General features: G+C 74.2%; 3 protein-coding genes and 1 pseudogene. 2 read left to right on the top strand and 2 right to left on the bottom strand.

What is annotated here, in order from left to right; all coding sequences use genetic code 11:
- The coding region (locus tag G3I40_RS35355) for a hypothetical protein (protein WP_164558934.1) at positions 1–854 on the top strand (854 nt) is incomplete at its 5' end.
- A 180-nt stretch (positions 855–1,034) separates the two neighbouring features.
- Positions 1,035–1,538, top strand: a complete 504-nt coding sequence (locus G3I40_RS35350) for a DoxX family protein (RefSeq protein ID WP_164558933.1) — start codon at positions 1,035–1,037, stop codon at positions 1,536–1,538.
- Positions 1,539–1,637: 99 nt separating this feature from the next.
- Here the strand turns inward: G3I40_RS35350 and G3I40_RS35345 are convergent, their stop codons facing one another.
- Positions 1,638–1,844 (bottom strand): hypothetical protein, encoded by a 207-nt coding sequence (locus G3I40_RS35345; RefSeq protein ID WP_164558931.1) that lies wholly within the window; start codon positions 1,842–1,844, stop codon positions 1,638–1,640.
- Positions 1,834–2,508 (bottom strand): annotated as a pseudogene (locus tag G3I40_RS35340) (cell wall-active antibiotics response protein); the annotation flags it as partial. The gene G3I40_RS35345 and the pseudogene G3I40_RS35340, both read right to left, overlap by 11 nt.

The following is a 2,508-nucleotide window of genomic DNA, read 5'->3' as shown; positions in this document are numbered from 1 at the left end:
CCGCGTCACTGCACCGAGCCCGCGGCGGCGTCCTCGCGCCGGTGATCGGCGAGGACAACCGGCTGTCGACGTCGCGGGCGGTGGCCGGCGGCGTCGTGCTGTTCACGGTCTACGCGGTCCTCGTCCTGGCCTGCGAACTGGCCTCGGCGTCCGGCCACCGGGAGCGCGACGACCTCATCGACGGGCTCGAACTCGCCCGCGGGGCCGGTCTGTTGACGGTCCTCGCGGTGGTCTGCGCGGTCGCCGTGCTGGTCCGCCGGGTGATCGGGCTGCGGGTCCTCGGCCAGCGCCTGCAGAAGGTGCGCGCCACCCGGCCGCGCGCCGCGGACCTGCTCACCGACGACTCCGGGCGCGGCAGCTTCACCGACACGCAGTACGTCGCCGTGTGCGGGGCCGCGGTCGTGTGGGCGGCGGCCCGGCTCGCCCGCCGCCCCGACCAGCTGCCGGACCTGCCGTGGGCGCTCGCCGTCCTGGTGGCCGTCTCGGCGGCGACGTACCTGTGCGGCAAGTACGCGGAGGGCGGCCGCCCTGTCGTCCTGTCCGTGGTGCGCGCCCGGGAGGCCGGGGACCTGGACGCGCCGATCCGCACCGGCGACGACATCGAGATCCGCGGTGCCGGGTTCGTCCCGCCGGGCGGGGGCACCGCCGACCAGCTGGCCCGGGTCGCCGTCCGCATCGGCCCCGTACACGTCCACGTGCCGCTCGTGCCGGTACTCGGCGGCTTCACCAACCCGAGCGACGCGCTGCTGACCGTGCCGGTGCCGGTGGACGTCGAGCCCGGCCGGGTCGAGGTCCAGGTGATCACCGCGACCGGCATCGAGACGAACAGCTGCACCATCGACGTCATGGACTGAGCCGCGCCCCGGACGGACCGCTCGGGTTCGGGCGGACATGTCGCGTCCGGACGGGCTGATCGGATTCGCAGGCACTGATCGGCTCCGAGGTGAGCCGGGAGGCCGTCTCGTACGTATGGTCGGGTAAAGGGCACCAGGCGACCAGGCGCGAGAGGCGGCGGACCAGCGATGGCGCACGGCATGCGGACAGACCTGCACTCCAGTCACGTCCAGGGAGGCGGTGGTGACTGGCGCGACACCGCACAGCGGTACGCCCTGGTCCCGCTGCGCATCTTCCTCGGCGTCACCTTCATCTACGCGGCCTTCGACAAGCTCACCGACAGCGCCTTCTTCAAGGCGAGCGGCTCGGGCTCCATCGGCGAGCAGATGCGCGGGGTGCGCGACACCTCCGCGTTCCCGGAACTCGTCGACCTGGCGCTGAAGTCCCCGTCGGGCTTCGGCTACGCGATCGCCTTCGGGGAACTGGCGGTGGGCATCGGCACGCTGCTCGGCCTGCTGGCCCGGATCGCGGCCGTCGGCGGCGCCCTGATCTCCCTGAGCCTGTGGCTGACGGTCAGCTGGGCGACCGAGCCGTACTACCTGGGCAACGACCTGGCGTACCTGATGGCGTGGTTGCCCCTGGTCCTGGCCGGGGCGGCGGTGTGGTCGGTGGACGCGTGGTGGCGGGGGCGGCGGCGCCGGTGACCCGGACGAGGCGGCCGCGGCTCCGGCGCGGGGAACCGCGCGACAAGCACCGCCGGAGCCGCACCCGTCCAGTGCACCCGCGGAGCCGTAGCCGTCCGCTCAACCGGCGGAGCCACGCCGCTTGACGCGGACCGCCCGCGCCACCGTCCCCACGGCCCCCGCCAGACACAGCCCTCCGCACACCAGAGGGATGACGACGAACCACGGGGTGTCCCACGCGCCCCCCGCGTCACCGAAGTACACGACGGCCGCCACCATCAACGCCAGCCCGGCGACCAGCCGCCCGGGGAAGAAGTCATGCCGCACGGGACACCTCCGCCTGTCCGAGACCGACCTCGAGATTCACTTCCAGCACGCCGGAGGCCTTCGTACCGGCCGGCGGATCCAGGGTGAGCGTCTTCTCGACGCCCGGCCGGACGTCCACGTCGTTCGACGTGTCACCGGGCAGCTGGACGTCCCCGACACCGACCTTGATGTGCAGTTTCACCGTGTCGTCCTTCGGCAGCACGATCTTCGCCTGCCCGGCGCCCACCTCCACGTGCGTGGCCTGCGTCCCGCCCTCCGCCACGTCCACCCGTGACAGGTCCAGCGTGCCCACCCCCGAGCCCAGCTGGTAGTGCGGCCGCAGCTCCGCCGCGCTCGCCGGGGTCCAGTCCGTGCGCGCCCAGTCGGTGCTGATGTTCGCCGGCAGCGCGGCGGACGCGGCGAGCAGGCCCGCCGTGAGCACCGCGAGGACGATCGAGCCCGCGCCGGTGCGTCCGCGGAACGCACTGATCGCGATGCCCAGGCCGAAGACGCCGAGCGCCAGCGCGAGGCCGGTCTGCAGGCTGTCGCCGAGGGTGCGCGACTCCCAGCTCAGGCCCGTGCCGAGGGTGCCGGCGACCAGCGCGGCCAGGAACGTGAGGGCGCCGATGCCCCGGGGCCCGGCCGGCTGCGGCGGCCGGGCGGGCCGCCGCACGGTGGGGCCGTG

Source organism: Streptomyces sp. SID14478, assembly GCF_010548525.1.
In the GTDB taxonomy this organism is placed as follows: Bacteria; Actinomycetota; Actinomycetes; order Streptomycetales; family Streptomycetaceae; genus Streptomyces.
This window is presented reverse-complemented; position numbering and strand designations above follow the sequence as displayed.